Here is a 20,793-nt window from a genome sequence, read left to right on the forward strand (position 1 = left end):
TCCTCGCCGGTCGGCGGCGCCGGCGAGCGGCGGTTCCCGTCAACGGCCGGTCACCCGGTCACCGCGGAGCGCAGGGCGCGCAAACGCCGCGCCTCGGCCGGGTCGGTGACCGGAACCGCGGCGAGCAGCTCTTTCGTGTAGGGGTGCTGGGGCTGGGAGTAGACCTCGGCGGTCGGCCCGATCTCGACGATCACACCGTCCTTGAGCACTGCCACCCGGTCCGCGATCCGGCGCAGCACGGCCAGGTCGTGGGAGACGAAGACCAGGGACAGACCGAGTTCGGCCCGCAGTTCCTCCAGCAGGGCGAGAACCTGCGCCTGGGTGGTCACGTCCAGCGAGGAGACCGGCTCGTCGCAGACGATCAGGCGGGGGGACGGCGCGACGGCGCGGGCGATCCCGACGCGTTGCCGCATGCCGCCTGACAGCTGGTGCGGGTAGCGATCGTATTCGGACGCACTCAGCCCGACGCGCTCCAGCAGGTTCTCGACTCGGGCGCGTGGGTCGCGTACGCCGGAAAGCCTCAACGGGTCGGAGATGCTCTCCCCGATCGTGCGCCGCGGGTTGAGCGACGACAACGGGTCCTGGAAGACCATCTGGACGGATCGTCCGCGGCGTCGCGCGATGTCCACCCCGTCGAACGTGATCGTCCCTGAGCTGGGCGGGACCAGCCCGACCATCATCCGGGCGAGCGTTGTCTTGCCGGTGCCGGACTCGCCGACGATGCCGAGCGTCTCGCCCGCGTGCACGTCGAGGGTGACCCCGTCGACGGCCCGGACCGGTGGTGATTTGCGGAACGATCCGCGCCGCGGCTGCGGGAAGTGTTTGCGCACGTCCTGCACCCGCAACAGCGGCGGCCCGGGCTCGAAGTCCCGGTCAACGGGCTTGGGCACCGCGTCGAGCAGCGCTTTCGTGTAGTCGTGGGCGGGTGCCAGCAGCACGGACTCGGTGCTGCCGGACTCGACGGCCTGCCCGTCGCGCATCACGATCACCGACTCGGTCGAGCCGGCGACCACGCCCAGGTCGTGGCTGATCAGGAGCAGGGCCGCGCCGGTCGTGGCGCGTACCTCGTCGAGCAGGTCGAGGATCTGCGCCTGGACGGTCACGTCGAGGGCGGTGGTGGGCTCGTCCGCGACGATCAGCTTCGGACGGCAGACGATGGCCATTGCGATCAGGGCGCGCTGGCGCATGCCACCGGAGAACTGATGAGGGTACGAGCCGGCCCGCCGCGCCGGGTCCGGGATGTGCACCTGGCCGAGCACCTCGACCGCCCGCTCCCGGGCGGCCCGGCGGGTCGCGCCGGTGTGCAGGCGGTACACCTCGGCGATCTGGTCGCCGACGGTCTGGAACGGGTTCAGCGCCGTGAGCGGTTCCTGGAACACCATGGCGATCTTCGCGCCACGGATCGTGCCCCAGGCGGTGTCCGGCCCCAAGTCCGTACCGTCACATCGGATCTTTCCCGAGATCGTGCCGCTACTGAGCCCGAGCAGCGCCAGAGCGGCGGTGGATTTGCCCGATCCGGATTCACCGACGATGCCCAGCGCACCCCCGGCTTCCAGGTCGAAGGAGAGCCCGTCCACGGCCGGCTTGTCGCCGAAGGAAACGCGAAGATCGTGAACACTGAGGAGAGTCATCGTAGTTGCACCCGGGGATCGACAGCGGCATAAAGGAGGTCGGCCGCGGTGTTGGCGAGCACCATGATCAGGCCGGTGAGCAGGGTGACCCCGACGACCACCGGCAGGTCGATCTGGTTGACCGCGCCGACCAGCAGCTGACCGACGCCGGGCAGGCCGAACATGGTCTCGGTCAGCACCGCGCTGGTGATGATCCCGGCGAGGTCGACCGCGGTCAGCGTGACCAGCGGCAGCAGCGCCCCGCGCAGGGCCTTGCGCCAGAGGATGCGGCGTTCCGGGATCCCGTACGCCCGTGCGGTGCGGATGTGATCCTCGGCCAGGCTCTCCTGCAGCCCGGCGCGGGTCAGCCGCGCGTAGGCCGCGGTCTGGATCACCGCGAGCGCGATCCACGGCAGGATCAGGTTCTGCGCCCAGAGCAGCGGATCGGTGGTGAACGGGACGTACTGCGGGAACGGCAGCCACTGCAGGTGCACGCAGAAGAGCAGGAGCAGCAGCAGGCCGACCAGGAACACCGGGGTGGCGTAACCGGCCAGGACCAGGCCGTTGACCAGCCGGTCGAACCAGCGGAAGCGGCGCGTACCGGAGAGCAGCCCGGCACCGATGCCGAGCGCCAGCGACAGGATCTCGGCGCCCAGCGCCAGCGAGAACGAGACCGGGACCCGGTCCAGCAGCAGCGTGGTGACCGGCTGCGAGGTCTCGAACGAGTAGCCGAGGCACGGGGCGGGGCAGTGCCGCACGGTCGGGCCGAGCGAGTAGTCCCGGCCGGTGAAGATGCCCTGGAGGAAGTGCCAGTACTGGGTCCAGACCGGGTCGGCCAGGCCCATCGCGGCGCGCACGTCGGCGAGGCGTTCCGGGGTGCAGCCCTTGCCGCAGGCCAGGATCGCCGGGTCGGAGGGCGCGAGGTAGAACAGCGCGTAGATCAGGGCGGAGAGGACCAGCAGGACGGCCACGCCGCCGACCAGCCGCCGCGTCAGGTGGCCGATCAACTGTGCTCCTTTGCGATGCTCGCCCGGCCCTCGCCGACGAGGCCGATGTTCACTTTCGCCGGGTGCCGCTCGGTGCAGCCGGTCATCGCAGGACCTCCCGTTGCCGCGGGTCGAGCACGCGGCGCAAGCCGTTGGCGACCAGCACGAAGGAGAGCAGGGTCAGGAACAAGAGCAACCCCGGAAGGACGACGTACGTCGGATCGGCCCGGAACCAGGTCGTCGCGCTGGACAGCATCTGGCCCCAGGACGGGGTGGGCGGGCGCACGCCGACGCCCAGGAACGACAGCCCGGCCTCCAGCACCATGTTCGTCGGCAGCAGCAGCGCCGCGTAGGTGAGGACCGGTGCGGTGAGCCCGGGCAGGATCTCCCGCCGGGCGACCCGCCACCAGGGCGCGCCGGCCACCTGGGCGGCGGCCACGTAGTCCCGGGTGCGCAGGGTCAGCGTCTCGCCGCGGCTGATCCGGGCGGTGCCGCCCCAGCCGAGCAGTGCGATGACGACGGCCAGGATCAGCGGGCGCGGCCAGTCCTGCGGCACGATGGCCAGCAGGGAGATCGCCAGGACCAGCACCGGGATCGACAGGACCAGGTCGATGAGCCGGCTCAGCCCGGCGTCGGCCCAGCGCCCGCCGAGCCCGGCCGCGATCCCGACGCCGACGCCGAGCAGGACCTCGAGGATCGTGGCGCCGACCGCGACGCCGACCGACACCTGGGCGCCGTAGACGATGCGGGCGAACAGGTCACGGCCGGTGCCGGGTTCGACGCCGAGCCAGTGCTCGCCGCTGACCCCGCCGAACGCGCCGATCGGCACGCCGCCGCGGGCCGAGTCGAGCAGGGTGTCGTGGTACGTCGTGTAGTCCTGGCCGGCGAGCGCGGCGAGCAGCGGGGCGGTGACCGCGACCAGCACCATCACGGTCGCGATCGCCGCCCCCGCGACGAAGCCGCGGTCCCTCAGGAGGGAGCGGGTCACTTGACGGAGATCCGGCTGACGTCGAGCTGTCCGCGCCACCCGTCGGCGTACGCGTTCTTGACGTTCTTCCCGACCAGGTAGACGTCCTTCTCGTGGGTCAGCGGGAGGACCAGCGCGAGCTTGCCGAGCTTGGCGTCGAGCGCACCCCAGCGGGCGGCCGCGGCGGCCGGGTCGGTGAGCGCGTTGATCGCGTCGATCTCGGCGTTGACCTCGGGGTCGTTGTACTGCGCGAGGTTGAAGTTGCCGCCCGCGGTGATGATCTGGCGACCGTCGAAGATCGGGATCAGGAACGGGCCACCCGACGGCCAGTCGGCGCCCCACGTGGCCAGGGACAGACCCGGCTGGGTGGCCGGCTTGCCGGTGACGTCACGGTAGGCCGCGGCGTCGATCGCGTTCAGCTTGACCGTGACCCCGGCCTGCTTGAACGCCTCCTGGACGGCGGAGGCGACCTTCGGGCCGATGCCCTCGGAGTCGTCGTTCTCGTAGGCGAGCTCGATGCTCAGGTTGGTCAGGCCGGCCTCGGCGAGCACCTTCTCGGCCTGCTCGGCGTTGCCGGTGTCACCGGCCGGGAAGAAGTCGTACGCCTGGTAGCCCAGCGCCTTCTGCGGGGGCAGGAACGTGGTGGACGGGCCGACGACGGCCGAACCGCCGAGCGCGTTGACGACCGAGGTGCGGTTGATCGCGTACGAGAGAGCCTCTCGGACCTTCGGGTTGTCGAACGGTGCCTTCTTCGTGTTGAAGGCGAGGTACGTGGTCGACGGGAACTCGCCGCGCGTGACCCGCTTGTCCAGCTCGGAGCCGGTGCCGAGCTGCGCGAGCTGTTCCGGGCCGACGACCGCGTCGGTGGTGACCGCGTTCGCGTCCTGACCGGCGCCGGAGACGATGCGCTGGTTGATCACCGCGGAGTCGAGGCCGGAGGTGACCTCGATCCGGTCCGGGCAGGCGTACCGCAGCTCGTCGATCTTGGTCGACCAGTGCGTGTTGCGGACCAGGACCAGCGACTTCTTCGGCTCGTAGGACTCCACCTGATACGGCCCCGACGAGATCGGGTGCTTCTCGTAGTCGACGCCGGTGTCCTTGGCCGCCGGTACCGGCGCGAACTGGGTGGCGGTGGCCAGGAACGGGAAGTCGCCCTCGGGCTTGCTCAGCTTGAAGACGATCGTCTTGTCGTCCGGCGTCTCGATCGACTTGATGCCGTCGGGCTGCTTGTACGGGCCCTGGTAGTCGGCGGCGCCGTCCAGCCAGTCACGCAGGTAGGGCGCGCCGCCGGGGAGCTCGGGGGCGAACGAGCGCTCGATGCCGTACTTCACGTCGGCCGCGGTGATCGGCGTCCCGTCCTCGAACTGGATGCCGTCGCGCAGGTGGTAGGTCCACGTCTTCGCGCCGTCGGACGGCGTGCCCAGGTCGGTCGCCAGGTCCGGCGCGGGCTTCGTGCCGGCCTCGCCGGCCTGCCGGTTACGCGTGGTCAGCGTCCGGAACAGCAGCGACGGGAGGTTGCCGCCGCCGGAGGTGTAGAGCCGGGCCGGGTCGAGGTGGGTGATGCCACCCCGGTTCAGGACCGTCAGCGTGCCGCCCTGGCAGGTCGCCGGGTCGAAGGCCGCGTTCGGCGTGGTGGTGTTGCCACCGCCGCCACCCTGGCAGCCGGCGAGTAGCACGGTCGCCGTGAGAACGATAGGCACGAATCTGCGCATGAGGGTTTCCTTGAGAAGGGGACCACAACAGCGGTGAACCTATCGGATCGATAGGCAATGTGCACTATCGCCGCAACAATCGATACAAATCGTTTAACTTTCCGGTACGTCCGCGAGGCCGCTGCCCCGCACGGCCGCGGCGCGACCCGCGCGGCCGGTCAGGAAGTCGCCCGAGTCCGGGCCGGCCGCCCCCGGCCAGGCCGCCGCCGATCGCGCTGCGCCCGGGGCCGGGAGCCGGCGAGAAGGATCAGACCTGGTCGGGGGCGGTGGCCGGCTGGGAGACGTCCCAGTGTTCGACGATCAGGTCGCCCTCGAAGCGCCAGATGTCGACGACCGCCTCGCCGAGGCCGCCCTCGGGCGGGGTCAGCCGATAGTGGGCGACCACGAACTCGTCGTCCGCGATCACGCGGCGCAGGTCGAGAGTGGACGACGCGATCGGCCCGTTGATCGTGGCGTCGATGAATCCGCCCTTGTCGCGCGGGGTGGCCGGGTCGTGGTTGACGAAGTCGTCGCGGATGACCTCACGCAGCACCTCCACGTCACCGGCGGCGAATCGACCGAACGCGTCCAGAAAAATGTCCTTGATGGTCATGCCCGCACGATGTCATCGCCGGGGCGGCGGCGTCGATTACTTCAGCGGTAACCGCCAATGCTCTCAAACCACTACTTGACATTGCCTGGTACTGGACCAAACATAGAACCGTGACGGAGAGCCATGACCCGCAACTCCTCAAAGGCGTCCTGTCGCTCCTGCTCCTGCACCTGCTGGCCGAGCAGGAGTCGTATGGCTACGAGGTGGTCCAGCGACTCCAGGCCGCCGGGTTCGCCGACGTGCTGGAGGGCAGCGTCTACCCGGCGCTGAACCGCCTGCTCCGGGAGGGTCGCGTCGAGACCCGGCTGGTGCCGTCCCCGGGCGGCCCCGCCCGGAAGTACTACCGGCTCACCGGCGAGGGCCGGAAAGCGCTCGCCGACTCCACCGCCGCCTGGGACCGGCACGTCGCCGGGGTCCGGGCGGTCCTGTCCCGCGTCGCGGAAAGTCAAGGAGACTGAGATGGCGATCGGATGGATCGACCGGCTGCGCATCGAGCGCCTGGTCTGGATGCTCGACCAGCAGATCTACGACCTGCCGCGGGCCCGGCGGATCGCCACGCGCCGCGAGGTCCGGGCGAACCTGCGGGAGGCGTCGGCCGACGTCGGCACGACCGAGGCGCTGCGCCGGATCGGTGGCAGCCGCGGGCTCGCCGAGCAGTACCTGGTGGCCGAGTTCGGCGACCAGCCGCGCCCGTCGTGGATCGGGGCGATCTACGCCGCCGGGCTCACCCCACTACTGCTGAACTACCTGCTCAGCGAGGTGACGAACGGGTTCGCGGACGGGGTGCGGGCCGCGCACGGGAACGGGACGTTCGCGTTCGAGGGGGTGGCGTTCCTGCAGCACGCGCTGACGGTCACCGTCACCGGGCCGGACGTGACGCTCAGCGGCGGGTCGTGGACTCCATGGACGTACGCCATCTGGCTCTTGATCGTGATCCTGGCCGGACGCCTCTGGCGCCTGCGACGGCGGAGTTCTCACGTGCGGGCCGGTGCGACCGACTAATAAGCGCGAGCGGTCCCGGGGACCGCAACCGACGGGCACCTGTGCGAGCACCGTCGTGACAACCGCGTTCCCGGAATCTTCTTCCCATGCCCGGCGGGCAACACCGCCGGACAACATGGGGGAGATTCCGCTTGAAGCGCTCGACGCTCCGCAAGACCGTTCTGACGCTGGCCGCTCTCGTCGCCGGTGCCGGCGCCGCGATGACGACCACGCCGGCTCAGGCCTCGCCGACCGCCGCCGCCGCTTCCTCGAAGTCCTGCGTCACCGGCGCCAAGCTCGTCCCGACCTGCGGCGTCCTGTGGGGCGCGGCGGCCGGCGGCTTCACCGGCAAGCCGCGCGACGAGGAGCACAAGAACTGGGAGAAGCTCTCCGGCCGCACGGCGACGATCTTCCACGCGTACCACAAGGGTGACGAGAAGTTCCCGACCGACGCCGAGATCGCGATGACCCGCGACAAGGCGCACCCGCGGGTGCTGCTGCTGAACTGGCGCGTCGAGTACGGCTCGACCTGGGCCGCGGTCGCCGCCGGCAAGCAGGACAAGCGGATCGACGCGTTCGCCGCCCGCCTCAAGAGCAAGTTCACCGACAAGTTCTTCCTCGTGCTCAACCACGAGCCGGAGGACGACGTCCGCACCGACGCCAAGTCGGGCATGACCGCCAAGGACTTCGCCAAGTCGTTCCGCCACGTCATCCAGCGCCTGCGCGCCGACGGCGTCACCAACGCGGTCAGCGTCGTCGCCTACATGGGCAACGAGAAGTGGATGGCCCGGTCCTGGTGGAAGGACCTCTACCCGGGCAACGACGTCGTCGACTGGATCGGCCTGGACTCCTACGTCAGCGCCGAGAAGAACTACTACCACGCCGGCAAGTTCGCCGACCTGCTCGACCGCAAGGCCAAGGGCGGCCAGGGCTGGTACGACTGGGCCACCCGGAACCACCCCGGCAAGCCGATCATGGTGGCCGAGTGGGGCGCCTACCACCGCGTCGGCCAGGTCGTCGACAAGGCCGCGCAGTTCAACAGCGTCCTGCCGGAGCTGGCCAAACGGCCCGCGATCAAGGCGATCGTCTACTTCGACACGAAGAAGGACCTGTTCGGCGACCGCGACATCAGCGTCGACAGCGCGCCGTCGTCGCTCGCCGCGTTCCGCAAGCTCGCCGCGAACCCGCTGTTCAACGTCACCGTCCGCTGAATTCTCCGAACGGGCTGCCCGGCATCACGCCGGGCGGCCCGTTCCGGCTTACCACCCGGCTCACCATCGAAGATCGAATTCAAGGGCTTCATGTCCTGCGTCCGCTGTGGTCCTTCTCCGCCGCTCCCGCGGGGACCCTCGCGGGCTTCGCAGGGCCGTGGCCGGCCCAGACCGCGAAACCCACAAGGGCGGCCTCCGCGGGTGGGCACGGTCACAGCACAAGATCCGGCGCCGCGCCGGTTGTCCACACTGACGCGCCGTCCACAGCCCACCCACACGATCATGGCCCTTCACGTCACACTGACGTCAGAGGCGGTGGCCCCCCCAGTGGTGGGTGGGTCTTGTCTGCGCCGGCGCGCCCGCGCGTGAACCGCCGCCGGGTCGCTGCCACTCCAGGCCCAGCCGCGCCCGCTGTCCCGGCCGGCCGCCACCGTTCCAGGCCCAGCCGCGCCCGCTGTCCCGGCCGGCCGCCACCGTTCCAGACCCAGCCGCGCCCGCTGTCCCGGCCGGCCGCCACGGTCGTCGAGGGCGGATCACCGCGGTGAGAACCAGCCGGGGCCGCATCGCTCGACGCGGGCCGAGCTGCGGCGCGGGGTGCTGTTCCAGCTGGCTGCCACCGTTGTCGTCGGAGTCGGATCACCACGGTGGGAACCGGCTGGGAGTGGGACGCCCGCCGCCGGGGTGGAGCGGTGCGGGCGCCGGGTGGGGTCAGCTGGTGGCGGAAGGTACGGGGTCGGCGGCGCTCGGGGCGGTGCCCGGGGTGCCGCTGTCGCCGTTGGTGCCGCCGTTGCCGGGGGCCTGGCCGTTACCGGGGGCGGTGCCGTTACCGGGGGCGGTGCCGTTACCGGGGGCGGTGCCGTTGGGGTTGTTGCCGTTGAAGCGGCCGCCGCCTTGCTGGCCGGGGCCGTAACCGCCGCGGCCGGAGCCGTTGTTGCCGGGGGCGTTGCCGTTCGGGCCGAAGCGGTCACTGCCGGGGCCGGAATGGCTGCGGTGGTCGCCTCGGTGGTGGCCGAAGACGGCGCCGCCCACCGCGGTGATGCCGGCGCCGAGCAGGCAGCCGAGCAGCAGGGCGGCGACCGTGGCCAGGATCGGGACGCGACGGCCGGACCAACTGCCGCGCGGTCCGCGGGGGCCACGGGCACCGGCCGGGACGTAGGCGAACCCCGGCGGAGGGGGTGGGAGCCGGCTGCCGCCCTCACCGGTGGGGACGTAGGCGTATCCGGGCGGGGGTGGGGGGAGCTGTCCGCCGGTGGGGACGTAGGCGTAGCCCGGAGGGGGCGGGGGCACGGCAGCGCCCGCGACCGGGGTGGCGGTGGGCTGGGCGCCCGCGACCGGGGTGGCGGCGGGGGCGACCGGGGTGGTGGGCGGGGTGAGCGGTTGGCCGGTGGGGTCGACGGCGGGCTGTTCGACCGCGACGGCGGGCTGCTGGACCGCGACGGCGGGCTGCTGGACCGCGACGGCGGGCTGCTCGGCGGTGGGGGTGGTCGGGTGAGCGGCCACGACCGGCTGCTCGGCGGTGGGGTGGCCGGCGACAGCTGAGGTGTAGGTCGTTTCGGGCGGCGCCGGGATCGGGGCGGTGGGGGGCTCGGACGAAGGGGTGGAACTGCGCGCGGGGTTCTCTTCGGTCATCGGGGGGCTCCGTGTTCGGGTTCGGGGCAGGTGCGCCCGGTACGAGAATCGCTCGCGTACCTGTGATGAACCGTCTCACCGACGTAAGAAACGGCTAAGAGCTGTTACGGCCGTACCGAGAGATCGGGTGGCGAGGCGGCGGAGCCGCTGGGAACCAATGCGCTGTCCGGGGCGACTAACCGCCGACCCGACGAGAAGGATTTACTGACGCCATGACGAAACGTCTCCTGCTTGTTCTCGCCGCCATGGCCGCGGTGCTGCTCCCCGCGGTGCCCGCTGCCGCGCACAATCCGCTGGTGGAGGCGGTTCCGGCGAAGAACTCGACCGTGAAGACGGCGCCCACCGGCGTCAAGCTGACGTTCCTGGAGAAGCTGAGCGGGTTCAAGGTGACCGTGACCGGGCCGGACGGCGCGGCGGTCGGCGGCGCGTCGCCGGACGTCGGCGGCAAGACGGCGCAGTTCGCCTTCGCGACGCCGCTGGCGAACGGGAAGTACACAGTGGCGTACCAGCTCACCGCCGAGGACGGGGACGTGGTGAAGAGTTCGTACTCGTTCACGGTCGCCGCGCCGGTGACCGCCTCGCCGTCGGTGGCAGTCTCCGAGGTGCCCAGCGCGGCGCCGTTCAGCCCGATCGCCACCGTCGCCGTGCAAAACGCCGAGCCGGCCACTGCCGGCACCGGGAGCAGCAGCGACAACGGGCCATGGCTGGGCCTGATCGCGGGGATCGGCATTCTCGTGCTCGCGGGGGCCGCGATCTTCGTGTTCGTCCGGCGGCGCAACGCGGCGAAGTGACACCCGGCCGGCGGCACGGGACCGTCGACGACCTGAGGACCGCCTGACGCGCCGTTCCACCCGGCGCCAGGCGATCAGCGAGCCGACCGTGGAGGGGCGGCTGCGGACGTACCGGGCAGGTGGAGGACGCCTCCGGCGGCGGCGGATAACGGTTTTCTCGGCGGGGGCGGCGGATTCCGTACGGACGGGCAGTCTTTTCTTTCCTCTCTTTTAAGTGCCTGTCCGGGGCGTGTGCGGCCTGCCTAGCATTCCCGGCGATCAAGCCGTTGTCGCCGGGGAGTGTGCTGTGTCGTCTTCCGTGTCCCGTGAACCGTCGCGTTCTGGCCGTCACGCCCGGCGTCCGCGGGGCCTCGTCGCCGCCGCCGCGGGGGTTGCCGTCGCGGTGGTCGCCGGGGTGGCGGTGTGGGCGAGCCGGGGCGGGGAGGAACCGGCCGGCGTGACAGCGGGCGAGCCGGTGGCCGTCGATGCGAGCGCGTCGGGGGAGGTTCCGCCGGCGTCCGCACCGGCGTCGGCCGGCCCGTCGCGCTCCGTGCCGGCCTCGCCGAAATCGACCATCGCGGCCACGCAGCCGGTGGCCACGGGCGGCTGGATCCCGATCGACTCGGCCGCCTGGAACGCGCAGGTCGCGAAGTTCAAGGCGACGAAAGCCGACCCGCCCGGCAACGCGGGCAACCTGGCCGAGTTCCGCGCCGACTGCACGTACAGTCACCGCAAGGCCGACGACCCGATCGTCTTCCCCGGGCTGCCGGGAGCATCACACATGCACTCGTTCGTCGGTAACAAGGCGGTCGACGCGGGCACCACCGCGGACGACCTGATGAAGTTCACCGCCTCGACCTGCAAACCGGCCGTGGACCATTCCGCCTATTGGGTGCCGACGCTGTACGACGCGGCGACGAAGAAGCCGGTCGAGCCGACCGGGTTCCGGGTCTACTACCGGTCGATCCGGAACAATTCGACGGGCATCATGCCGATGCCGGACGGGCTGCGGGAAATCGCCGGGGACGCGAAGAAGAAGGTGCCGACGCCACGCGGTGCGCAGGGGCAGTTCTACTGCGCTTTCTACGGGCCGGGCAACCTCGACGGCGATTCCCGCAGCGACAACGGGAACTGGCCGATCTGCGGCAAACCCGCCCACCTGCATTTCACGCTGCAGTTCCCGGACTGCTGGGACGGCAAGCACCTGGACAGCCCGAACCACAAGGAGCACGTCGCGTTCGGCACCGACCAGGGGTGCCCGGCCGACCATCCGGTGCGGATCCCGGCGTTGACGTTCGAGATCACGTACGGCGTGACGGGTTCGAAAGCCGGTTACTACCTGTCCTCGGATCCGGACGGCAGGAGCGCCTCCTCGATGCACGGCGACGCGTTCCTGATGTGGGACGCGGCCGCGATGAACCAGCGGGTGCGCAACTGCATCGCCCAGCGCCGCACGTGCGACAACGACGGCTACGACCCGTTCTCCTTCTGACCGCCGGCATCGTGACGGCCGCCGGCATCGTGACGGCCGCCGGCATCGTGACGGCCGCCGGGCCCGGCCCACAGCGCGGCTCGCGGGGCGGGGCGGTGGTGCTGCTCCTGCTGGGGCGGCCGGCCCGGTCGCGGGCCGCGCGCCCCTGAGCAGGATGATGCAGCGTCGAGACGACGGGCGGCTCAGCCGAGCAGGCGGACAACCGAGTCGCCGGGCGCACCGAGCCATCCGGCGATCGCCACGATCGGCTCCTGCAACGCCCGCCCGGCCAGCAGGAACGCGCCGGCCCGGGTCAGGGTCTCGGTGAGCCGGTGCATGACGTCGGCGATCTGCTCGCGGTCGATCTCCGGTGCGGCCAGGGCGGCCTCGACGGTGGCGAGCTCGAGCCGCCCGGCCGCTTTGATCTGCGGCGACAACGGCAGGGCGGCCAGCACGCGGCCGATGTCGCGCACGTGGGCCTGCACGTCGGCGGTCGCGGTGATCACCTGCGCGGTGGGGGTGCCGTGGGACGAGAACATCGGATCAGCCTCCTAGGCAAATCGTACTTAATCGGACAAATCGTCCGCCCCTCCAACGACGGAGGGCCCGCGCACGGTGCGCGGGCCCTCCGGTGAGACGAAGTCGTTACTTCCAGGTGTCGCTCGTCGAGTACGCCGACGCGGTGCCCGTCGTGAACGACCGGTTGCTGCCGGACTCCCAGGTGACGTTCCCCGCGGCGTCCTTCTTGAGGTACTTGTAGGTGAAGCTGGTGCCCTGCGGGACGACCACCGCCCTGCTCCACGCCGACGAGTTCGTCGCCGTCAGCGGGATCGCGTCAGCCGGCGCCCAGCTGCCGAGCGAGGCGATCGAGCCGACCACGTAGACGGTCTGGCCGCTGCTGACGGTCGCCGACTCGTTGAAGGTGACCGCGGTCGCGCCGGCGTTGGCCACGCCGAAACTGTTGTTGTAGGTGACTGCCGAGCTGCCGGTGGTCACCGCCCGGTTGGCGTTGCTCTCCCAGGTGACGTTCCCGGCGGCGTCCTTCTTGAGGTACTTGTACTCGAAGCTCGACCCGGACGGCACCGCGATCGTGGAGGTCCAGATCGGATAGCCGCCGGCCGACAGCGCGACCGCCTTCGACGTGTCCCAGTTGCCCAGGGCCGCGTTCGAGCCGACGACGTAGACGCTGGTGCCGGCGGTCGTGGTGGCGTACACGTTGAAGGTCGCCTGCACCGTGCCGGCGGGCGTGGTGGAGGAGGGAGTCGGCGAGGCCGAGGTGGTCACCGACGGCGACGGGGTGGCGCTGGTGGTCGCGCCACCGCCGGACTTCGCGTTGACGTCGATCGCGACAGCGCCGTTGGCGGGGATGGTGACCGACGCGGTCCCACCGGAGACGGTGATCGCCGTCCCGGCACAACCGGTGCTGGTCGCGCCGCCGGTGATCCGGTCGCAGTAGGTGCCGCCGGCCAGCCCGGTGGGGTAGGTCGCGGTCGACGCGCTGCCGGAGCGGTTCACGCCGAACCAGCCGAGCGAGCCGCGGCTGAACCCGATGATGTTGCCGGCGGTGTTCGTCCAGTTGGAGACCGTGGTGACCGACCGCGTGGCGTTGTGCCAGCCGACCATGCCCTTGACGCCGGTGCTCTGGGTCGAGCACTGCCACGCTCCGTTGGTGCAGCTCGTGTCGGTGACGTAGCCCTTGGAGTCGGACGGCGGGGACGCGCCGGTCGCCGAGGTGGAGAACGCGAAGCCGTCGTAGAGGAACGGCTGGCCGTACGGGTAAGCGAGCAGGAAGTAGTTCGCGAGCGTGTACGCGCTGCCGTCCTGGTAGCGCAGCGTCGACCCGTTGCGCTCCAGGTCGTGGTTGGTGACCATGGCCGCGGTCTGCGCGCTCGACGCGTCCAGGCTCCACGACGGGATGCCGGACAGGTTGGACAGCGTGCCGTTGGCGAACTGGGTCTTCAGCCCGTACGCGTAGTTGAAGCCGAGCACGTCACCGATCCCGGTGTACGCACTGGCGGCGATCTCCCCGCTGCCGCCCGGCATCACCTCCTGGGCGAAGTACGGCGACACCCCCTCGGCGGTGGTGTTGTGCAGCAGTCCTTTGATCGCGGAGAGGTCGGAGGCGGCCATGTGCTTGGCGGCGTCCACCCGGAAACCGTCCACACCCCAGTCGACCAGCTTGTTCAGGTAACCGGCGATCTTCGTACGGACGCCGGTGTCCTGTGATTTGAGGTCGGAGAGCGCGACGAGCTCGCAGTTCTGCACCTCGGAGGCGTTGCTGTAGTCGTCGATCACACCGTCGTCGTCGGAGCAGTAGCCGTCGTTCGGGTGGTGGAAGTCGCTGTACGAGTACGGCACCGCCGGGTAGGAGTAGCCGCTCGGGCTGAACGTGGAGCCGCCGTACCCGGTGGTGACGGTGTTGTTGGAACCCGCCATGTGGTTGATCACCGCGTCCACGTAGACCCGGACGCCGGCATTGTGGCAGGCGGTGACCATGCTGGTGAACTGCGCCTGGGTGCCGAGGCGGCCGGTGATGCCGTACGAGACCGGCTGGTAGACCTCCCACCACGGGTGCGAGCCGTCGCTGGTGGAGGAGAGCGTCACCGACTCCTGCGGCGGGGCGACCTGGACCGCGCCGTACCCGGCCGGGCCGAGCTGGTTGGTGCAGGCCGCCGCGATGGAGTTGAAGTTCCACTCCCACAGGTTCGCGGTCACGTCACTGTTGTTGAGGGTCGCGGCGGCGCTGGCGGTGGTCGCCAGGCCGACACCGGCCAGGCCCGCGGCGGCCAGCGCGAGACTGGTCACGGACCCGAGAAGCAGAGTGCGCGTTCTTCTCTTCATGGGGGACGCTTTCTGTGGGACGGGTGGTGAAACTTCTTTCAGGGGTTACGGCAGCGACCCTTTCCAGCGGGGATGGGCTGGACGCTCAGGGCCGTCACGGAGATGGCTGCAAGTCCTTGCAACTTGTTTCAGGAAGTTACCAAGCCATGTCATCGTCGTAAAGACATCGAACCCTGTGTGTCCAAAATGAAAACGACCCGGCCTTGCGGAGTGACCACCCCCGCAAGATCCAGGCACGAACGACTGCGTCAGACTTGTTTACGTGACCACCAGCTCCGCGCCGCCACCCCGGCGCCGGGACGCGGCCCGCACCCGGCAGCTGCTGCTCGACGCCGCCCGGCGCCGCTTCGCCACGGCCGGCTACGCGGAGACCACCGTCCGGGACATCGCCGACGAGGCGGGCGTCAACGTGGCGCTGATCAGCCGGTACTTCGAGTCCAAGGTCGGTCTCTTCGAGGCGGCCCTGACCGCCGGCTTCGCCGAGTTGCGCTCCGCCGCCGGCGACGTCACCCCCGGCGAGGTCCCGGAGACGATCGCCCGGATGGCGGTCGGCCAGAGCACCGGCACCGGCCCCAGCCACAGCCTGCTGCTGATCCTGCGCTCCTCCGGCGACGAACGCGCCGACCAGGTCCGCCTGCGTTTCCTGCACATGTTCGCCGAGAAGCTGGCCGAGGCCGCGTCCATGCAGGGCGGCGACCCCGACATGCTGCGCGCCCAGATCCTGCTCTCCACCGCGATCGGCGTCACGCTCCTGCGCGCCACCAACCTCGAACCCCTGGCCTCCGCCTCGGCCGAGGACCTGACCACGCCACTGCGCGACGTGGTCGAGGCCTTGATCCAAAAACCTTCCTAGGTACGACGTTCCGGCGCCCGTCCGCAGGCGACACGACCGAGCCGCCCGTGCCCGCGCCACCCCCGCCGTGCGCCGGCCCCGGCCGCGCCCCACCCCGGCCGGCTGGTCCGAGGGGTGCCTCACCACTCGGGAGACACCCCTGAAGAACCAGCCACGACCGTGAGCCGCGCCGCGGCCCGGACCACAACGGCGCTCCCGGGGGGGGTTGCGTGCGGACGGGCGGCTTGTCGCCGTACGCGCGAATGGGGTTTTCAGGAAAGGCGGACCGGGACCACCTCCGGGGCGCCGAGGCGGGCGGCGTCGGCCGTCTCGTCGGACTGCTGCTCCTGGGAGGCGCGTTCGGCCTCGACGCGGAGGCGGTAGTTCTCGACCTCTCGTTCCTGCTGCTCAGGGGTCCATCCGAGGACCCGGGCCATCAGTTCGGCGGCCTCGGAGGCGGAGGCCGTGCCCCGGTCGAACGTCTCGATCGAGATGCGGGTGCGCCGGGTGAGGACGTCGACGAGGTGGCGGGCGCCCTCGGCCGCGGCCGCGTAGACGACCTCGGCCCGCAGATAGTCGTCGGCGCCGTCGAGGGGCCGGGCCAGCGACGGATCCTCCTTGATCAGCTCCAGCAGTTCCCGGGTCAGCGAGCCGTAGCGTCCGAGCAGGTGCTCGACCCGGGCCACGTGCAGGCCGGACTCGGTGGCGATCAGCCCGCGGCGGTTCCACAGTGCGGTGAAGCCCTCGGCGCCGATCAGCGGGACCTTGTCGGTGCAGCAGCGCGCGATCGGGCGGTTCAGGTTGAACGCGCACGCGTCGACCGCGTCCTTGGCCATCACGCGATAGGTCGTGTACTTCCCGCCGGCGACCACGACCAGGCCGGGCACCGGACTGGCGACCATGTGCTCGCGGGACAGTGTCGACGTGGACTCCGACTCGCCGGAGAGCAGCGGGCGCAACCCGGCGTAGACGCCCTGCACGTCGGCCCGTTCCAGCGGCCGGGCCAGCACCTTGTTGACCTCGGTGAGCAGATAGTCGATGTCCTTGGCGGACGCCGCCGGGTGCGATTTGTCCAGCGCCCAGTCGGTGTCGGTGGTGCCCACGATCCAGTGCCGCCCCCACGGGATCACGAAGAGCACGCTGGTCGCGGTCCGCAGGATCAGCCCGGTCGACGATTGGATCCGATCCCGCGGTACGACCAGGTGGATGCCCTTCGAGGCCCGGACGTGGAACTGTCCCCGCTCGCCGACCAGCGACTGGGTCTCGTCGGTCCACACCCCGGTCGCGTTGATCACCTGCTGGGCGCGGATCTCGAAGGTCCGGTCGTGTTCGAGGTCGTGGACGCGTACCCCGGTGACCCGCTCCCCCTCGCGCAGGAAGCCGACCACTTCGACCCGGTTCGCCACGTGCGCGCCGTAGGCCGCCGCCGTCCGGGCCAGGAACATCGTGTGCCGCGCGTCGTCCACCTGCGCGTCGTAGTACTGCAACGCCCCGACCAGCGCCTCCTTGCGCAACGCGGGGCACCGGCGCAGCGCACCGCGCCGGGTCAGGTGCCGGTGGCGCGGCAGAGAACCGGACCACGCCATCGTGTCGTAGAGGGTGACCCCGGCCCCGGCGTAGAGCCGCTCCCAGCCGCGATGCTGCAGCGGGTAGAGGAACCGGACCGGCCGGGCCAGGTGCGGCGCGAGCCGGGACAGGATCAGCCCGCGCTCCCGCAGCGCCTCCCGGACCAGCGAGAAGTCGAGCATCTCGAGGTATCGCAGGCCGCCGTGGATCAGTTTGCTGGACCGGCTGGACGTGCCCGAGGCGAAGTCGCGCGCCTCGACGAGCCCCACGGAGAGTCCCCGCGTGACCGCGTCGAGGGCGCAACCCGCCCCGACCACTCCCCCACCGATGACCAGCACGTCGACCTCGGCCCCCGCGAGGGCGGTCAGCGCGGCGTCCCGGGACTCTGGTGAGAGAGCCGCCATCAGTCCACGTCCACCCAGTCGAGGGTCCGCTGCACCGCCTTCTTCCAGCGGCCGTAACCCTGTTCCCGCTGCTCCGGCGACCAGTTCGGCTGCCAGCGCTGCGACTCGTTCCAGTTCTCCCGCAGTTCGTCGGTGTTCTTCCAGAAACCGACGGCCAGACCGGCCGCGTACGCCGCACCCAGTGCCGTGGTCTCCGCGACGACCGGCCGGCTCACCGGGACACCGAGCACGTCCGCCTGGATCTGCATGGCCAGGTTGTTGACGGTGATCCCGCCGTCGACCTTGAGCACGTCGAGCGTGACGCCGGAGTCCTGCGCCATCGCGTCGACCACGTCCCGCGTCTGGTAGGAGATCGACTCGAGGGTGGCCCGGGCGATGTGCGCGTCGGTGTTGAACCGGGACAGCCCGACGATCGCGCCGCGCGCGTCGGAACGCCAGTACGGCGCGAACAGCCCGGAGAACGCCGGCACGAAGTAGACGCCACCGTTGTCCGGCACCTGCGCGGCCAGGGACTCGCTCTGGTCGGCCGACTTGATGATGTGCAACTGGTCGCGCAGCCACTGCACGGCCGAGCCGGTGACCGCGATCGAGCCCTCCAGGGCGTAGACCGGGGCGGCGTCGCCGAACTTGTAGCAGACCGTGGTGAGCAGCCCGTTCTCGGAGCGGACGAGGTTCGTCCCGGTGTTCAGGAGCATGAAGTTCCCGGTGCCGTACGTGTTCTTGGCCTCCCCGGGGCTGAAGCACACCTGCCCGACCGTGGCCGCCTGCTGGTCGCCGAGGTCCCCGGTCAGCGGCACGTCCCCGCCGAGCGGCCCGTCGACGTGCGCGATGCCGTACCCGTTGGGATCCGACGACGGCCGGATCTCGGGCAGCATCTGCCGTGGGATGTTGAAGAACGACAGCAGCTCGTCGTCCCAGTCGAGGGTCTCCAGGTTCATCAGCATCGTGCGGCTGGCGTTCGTCACGTCCGTGACGTGGTTGCCGCGGGTGATGTTCCAGAGCAGCCACGAGTCGGTGTTGCCGAAGATCGCGTCACCGCGCTCGGCCGCCTCGCGGACCCCGTCGACGTTCTCCAGGATCCACTGGATCTTGCCGCCGGAGAAGTACGTGGCCGGCGGCAATCCGGCCTTGCGCCGGATCACGTCGCCGCGACCGTCGCGGTCGAGCGCCGACGCGATGCGGTCGGTGCGGGTGTCCTGCCAGACGATCGCGTTGTAGTACGGCCGGCCGGTGCGCCGGTCCCACACCACCGCGGTCTCGCGCTGGTTGGTGACCCCGACCGCGGCCAGGTCGCCGGCGCTCAGGTTCGCCTTCTGCATCGCGGTGCGGACGACCGCGACCGTGCGCTCCCAGATCTCGATCGGGTTGTGCTCGACCCAGCCCGCCTGCGGCAGGATCTGCTCGTGTTCGAGCTGGTGGCGGGCCACCTCGTTGCCACCATGGTCGAAGATCATGAAGCGGGTGCTGGTCGTGCCCTGGTCCACGGCTCCGACGAAGTCAGCCACGGTTCGCCTCCACACTGTCGCGTGCCGCCGGAACCTCGCCCACCTCTTGGGGCTCGGCCGACGGCAGGAATCGTCCGATCAGATACTGGTACAGACCGGCCCCGAGGACACCACCGATGATGGGTCCCACGATCGGTATCCAGAAGTAGAGATAGCCGGTCTGATCTCGGAACGCCGTCTCGTACCCGGTGAAGAAACTGGCCAGGCGCGGTCCGAAGTCACGGGCCGGGTTGATCGCGTAGCCGGCGTCGGTGCCCCAGGCCATGCCGATCGCGACGACCAGCAGGCCGACCACGAACGGGCCGAGGTTCGCGGCCGGGGCGTTGTTGGCCACGTCGGTCAGCGCGAGGATCACGAACAGCAGGATCGCGGTGCCGATGATCTGGTCGCGGAACGCGCCCCACTCACCGACCGGCAGGCTGCCGTTGCCCGGCAGCGTCGAGAAGACCCCCTGGGTCTTGATCGTCAGTCCGGGGTCCTTGGCGTGCAGCACCTCGGTGTAGTTCCAGCGCACCAGCAGCGCGGCGACGAACGCGCCGAGGAACTGGGCGAGTGCGTAAGGGGCCACTTTCCGCCAGGAGAAGCCCTTGAAGACGGCGAGCGCGATGGTCACCGCCGGGTTGAGGTGGGCGCCGCTGAGCCGCGCCGCCACGTACACGCCGAGGGTGACGCCCAGGCCCCAGGCCCAGGCGATGCTGTCGTGATCACCGATGCCACCGGCGACGACCTGCGCCACCACCCCGCAGCCGAACAGGATCAGGATCAAGGTGCCGGCGAACTCCGCCGCGAGCTCACCGACCAGTCCAGGAACTTTGAGTCGTGCGGCCATGCTCCCTCCTTCGTCCTCTGTCGATGCCCTGGACGCTAGGAAGCCCTCGACCCCGGGGCAACGAACAGCGGTCGGCATTGTCGAACATCAACTACGGCGGGTCGTCTCACGAACGCATAGAGTGCGAAACATGCCGGGAACAGTGCAGTCCATCGAGCGCGCCGCCGCGATCCTGCGGATGCTCGCCGGTGGGCCGGGCAGACTCGGGCTCAGTGAGATCGCCCGATCCCTCGACCTGGCCAAAGGAACGACCCACGGCATTCTCCGTACGCTGCAGGGCGTCGGCTTCGTGGAACAGGACCGGGGCTCCGGGCAGTACCAGCTGGGTGCTGCGCTGCTCCATCTCGGAACGAGCTATCTGGACATCAACGAACTGCGGTCGCGCTCGATCAACTGGGCGGATCCACTGGCCGCGCGCAGCGGTGAGGCGGTCCGGATCGGGACGGTCTGCGAGGGACAGGTGCTGATCGTGCACCACGTGTTCCGGCCGGACGACACGTTCCAGACGCTGGACGTGGGCACACTCCTGCCGTTGCACGCGACGGCGCTGGGGAAGGTGCTGCTCGCCTACCGCGCCGGAGCCGTGCCGTCGGACCTGCCGGGATATACCCGGAAAACGGTGGTCGACCGGCGTGAGCTCTCGGCGGCTCTGGACCACGTCCGGGACAACGGCTGGGCCGCCGACGTCGAGGAGTTCACCCACGGGCAGGCCGCCGTGGCCGCGCCGATCCGCGGGTACGGCGGGCTCGCGATCGGCGCGATCGGCGTCTCCGGCCCGGTCGAACGCATCTGCGACAGCCACTACCAACCACGCCCGCACCTGGTCACCAGCGTGCGGGAGGCGGCCCGGGCGATCTCCAGGGACTTGGGAGCGGCCCGGCCATAGA

Annotated in this window: 18 protein-coding genes; 7 read left to right on the forward strand and 11 right to left on the reverse strand. The window is 70.6% G+C overall.

What is annotated here, in order from left to right; all coding sequences use genetic code 11:
* Positions 1-50: 50 nt before the first annotated feature.
* The 5 genes from ACH442_RS30470 to ACH442_RS30490 form a co-directional block, all read right to left on the reverse strand.
* On the reverse strand, positions 51-1,631 hold the full coding sequence (locus ACH442_RS30470; RefSeq protein WP_396341562.1) for a dipeptide ABC transporter ATP-binding protein: 1,581 nt from the start codon (positions 1,629-1,631) through the stop codon (positions 51-53).
* On the reverse strand, positions 1,628-2,617 hold the full coding sequence (locus tag ACH442_RS30475) for an ABC transporter permease (RefSeq protein WP_396341563.1): 990 nt from the start codon (positions 2,615-2,617) through the stop codon (positions 1,628-1,630). The genes ACH442_RS30470 and ACH442_RS30475 overlap by 4 nt, the downstream gene beginning before the upstream one ends.
* A gap of 82 nt (positions 2,618-2,699) precedes the next feature.
* The gene (locus tag ACH442_RS30480) at positions 2,700-3,584 is read right to left on the reverse strand and encodes an ABC transporter permease (protein WP_396341564.1); all 885 of its coding nucleotides are present in this window, start codon (positions 3,582-3,584) and stop codon (positions 2,700-2,702) included.
* Entirely contained in the window at positions 3,581-5,275 is a 1,695-nt protein-coding gene (locus ACH442_RS30485; protein ID WP_396341565.1) for an ABC transporter substrate-binding protein, read from the reverse strand. The genes ACH442_RS30480 and ACH442_RS30485 overlap by 4 nt, the downstream gene beginning before the upstream one ends.
* Before the next feature lie 247 nt (positions 5,276-5,522).
* Entirely contained in the window at positions 5,523-5,867 is a 345-nt protein-coding gene (locus ACH442_RS30490) for a nuclear transport factor 2 family protein (protein ID WP_396341566.1), read from the reverse strand.
* 110 nt (positions 5,868-5,977) lie between these two features.
* On the opposite strand from ACH442_RS30490, the gene ACH442_RS30495 reads away from it, so the two are divergent.
* The 3 genes from ACH442_RS30495 to ACH442_RS30505 all read left to right on the forward strand — a co-directional run bounded on the left by ACH442_RS30495 (position 5,978) and on the right by ACH442_RS30505 (position 8,059).
* Positions 5,978-6,325: a PadR family transcriptional regulator gene (locus tag ACH442_RS30495; RefSeq protein WP_396341567.1), complete on the forward strand. Its 348-nt coding sequence runs from the start codon at positions 5,978-5,980 to the stop codon at positions 6,323-6,325.
* Position 6,326: 1 nt separating this feature from the next.
* Positions 6,327-6,869 carry a hypothetical protein gene (locus ACH442_RS30500; RefSeq protein ID WP_396341568.1) on the forward strand — a complete coding sequence of 181 codons (543 nt, stop codon included), beginning with the start codon at positions 6,327-6,329 and terminating at the stop codon, positions 6,867-6,869.
* A gap of 131 nt (positions 6,870-7,000) precedes the next feature.
* Positions 7,001-8,059 carry a glycosyl hydrolase gene (locus tag ACH442_RS30505; protein WP_396341569.1) on the forward strand — a complete coding sequence of 353 codons (1,059 nt, stop codon included), beginning with the start codon at positions 7,001-7,003 and terminating at the stop codon, positions 8,057-8,059.
* Positions 8,060-8,767: 708 nt separating this feature from the next.
* Here the strand turns inward: ACH442_RS30505 and ACH442_RS30510 are convergent.
* Complete coding sequence (locus ACH442_RS30510) at positions 8,768-9,688, reverse strand: hypothetical protein (protein WP_396341570.1); 921 nt, start codon at positions 9,686-9,688, stop codon at positions 8,768-8,770.
* Between the two features lie 212 nt (positions 9,689-9,900).
* On the opposite strand from ACH442_RS30510, the gene ACH442_RS30515 reads away from it, so the two are divergent.
* Positions 9,901-10,479: a copper resistance protein CopC gene (locus ACH442_RS30515; RefSeq protein WP_396341571.1), complete on the forward strand. Its 579-nt coding sequence runs from the start codon at positions 9,901-9,903 to the stop codon at positions 10,477-10,479.
* Between the two features lie 286 nt (positions 10,480-10,765).
* Positions 10,766-11,950, forward strand: coding sequence for a DUF1996 domain-containing protein (locus ACH442_RS30520; RefSeq protein WP_396341572.1), 1,185 nt, complete (start codon positions 10,766-10,768; stop codon positions 11,948-11,950).
* A 182-nt stretch (positions 11,951-12,132) separates the two neighbouring features.
* On the opposite strand, the gene ACH442_RS30525 is transcribed toward ACH442_RS30520, so the two are convergent.
* Entirely contained in the window at positions 12,133-12,468 is a 336-nt protein-coding gene (locus tag ACH442_RS30525; protein ID WP_396341573.1) for a hypothetical protein, read from the reverse strand.
* 106 nt (positions 12,469-12,574) lie between these two features.
* Positions 12,575-14,770, reverse strand: a complete 2,196-nt coding sequence (locus ACH442_RS30530; protein ID WP_396341574.1) for a carbohydrate-binding module family 20 domain-containing protein — start codon at positions 14,768-14,770, stop codon at positions 12,575-12,577.
* 262 nt (positions 14,771-15,032) lie between these two features.
* Between ACH442_RS30530 and ACH442_RS30535 the strand changes: the two genes are divergently transcribed.
* A complete protein-coding gene (locus ACH442_RS30535) occupies positions 15,033-15,623 on the forward strand; it encodes a TetR family transcriptional regulator (RefSeq protein WP_396341575.1) in 591 nt (196 codons plus the stop codon).
* A 251-nt stretch (positions 15,624-15,874) separates the two neighbouring features.
* Here the strand turns inward: ACH442_RS30535 and ACH442_RS30540 are convergent, their stop codons facing one another.
* From ACH442_RS30540 to ACH442_RS30550, 3 genes are read right to left on the reverse strand one after another with little or no spacing between them, the layout of a single operon-like run.
* Positions 15,875-17,572 carry a glycerol-3-phosphate dehydrogenase/oxidase gene (locus ACH442_RS30540; protein WP_396341576.1) on the reverse strand — a complete coding sequence of 566 codons (1,698 nt, stop codon included), beginning with the start codon at positions 17,570-17,572 and terminating at the stop codon, positions 15,875-15,877.
* A complete protein-coding gene (gene glpK, locus ACH442_RS30545; RefSeq protein ID WP_396341577.1) occupies positions 17,572-19,077 on the reverse strand; it encodes a glycerol kinase GlpK in 1,506 nt (501 codons plus the stop codon). Before glpK ends, ACH442_RS30540 begins: the two co-directional genes overlap by 1 nt.
* Positions 19,070-19,906, reverse strand: a complete 837-nt coding sequence (locus ACH442_RS30550; protein WP_396341578.1) for an MIP/aquaporin family protein — start codon at positions 19,904-19,906, stop codon at positions 19,070-19,072. Before ACH442_RS30550 ends, glpK begins: the two co-directional genes overlap by 8 nt.
* Before the next feature lie 130 nt (positions 19,907-20,036).
* Between ACH442_RS30550 and ACH442_RS30555 the strand changes: the two genes are divergently transcribed.
* Positions 20,037-20,792 carry an IclR family transcriptional regulator gene (locus ACH442_RS30555; protein WP_396341579.1) on the forward strand — a complete coding sequence of 252 codons (756 nt, stop codon included), beginning with the start codon at positions 20,037-20,039 and terminating at the stop codon, positions 20,790-20,792.
* The last annotated feature ends 1 nt before the right edge of the window (position 20,793 follow it).

The sequence above is a fragment of the Actinoplanes sp. NPDC020271 genome (assembly GCF_044388125.1).
Classification (GTDB): domain Bacteria; phylum Actinomycetota; class Actinomycetes; order Mycobacteriales; family Micromonosporaceae; genus Actinoplanes.